This is a genomic window from Pantoea sp. SIMBA_079 (assembly GCF_046940275.1).
GTDB classification, from domain to species: domain Bacteria; phylum Pseudomonadota; class Gammaproteobacteria; order Enterobacterales; family Enterobacteriaceae; genus Pantoea; species Pantoea borealis.
The window spans coordinates 1-261 of record NZ_JAWRYR010000501.1; the positions used below are offsets into that span (position 1 = coordinate 1).

The window sequence follows — 261 nt, forward strand, 5'->3', positions numbered from 1 at the left end:
GACTATGCAGAGTGGAAAATGTTCAATGATCCCGAGGTCTATGGCTACGTTAAGCCTGTCAGGCAGGGGACTGCGCTAGGTAATGTCTAGACAGCTGTAGCTGTGGACACTGGCCTGCCGCTTGGCATTGCTGAATATGTTCAACTTCCGTTTATGAGCGGCGGTGTAGGTTGTCAGGCGCATCAACGCGCCTGACAACTTGAATAGTCGTTTTACCACCGCATCCGCACACCCAGGCTGCCAATCAGTCCATTCAAATCG

At 52.1% G+C, this 261-nt stretch carries 1 protein-coding gene; it reads right to left on the reverse strand.

The window, feature by feature from the left end:
- Positions 1 to 75: 75 nt before the first annotated feature.
- Positions 76 to 261, reverse strand: a 186-nt coding sequence (locus SB719_RS20965) for a hypothetical protein (RefSeq protein ID WP_412159860.1), incomplete at its 5' end; no start/stop codon positions are given.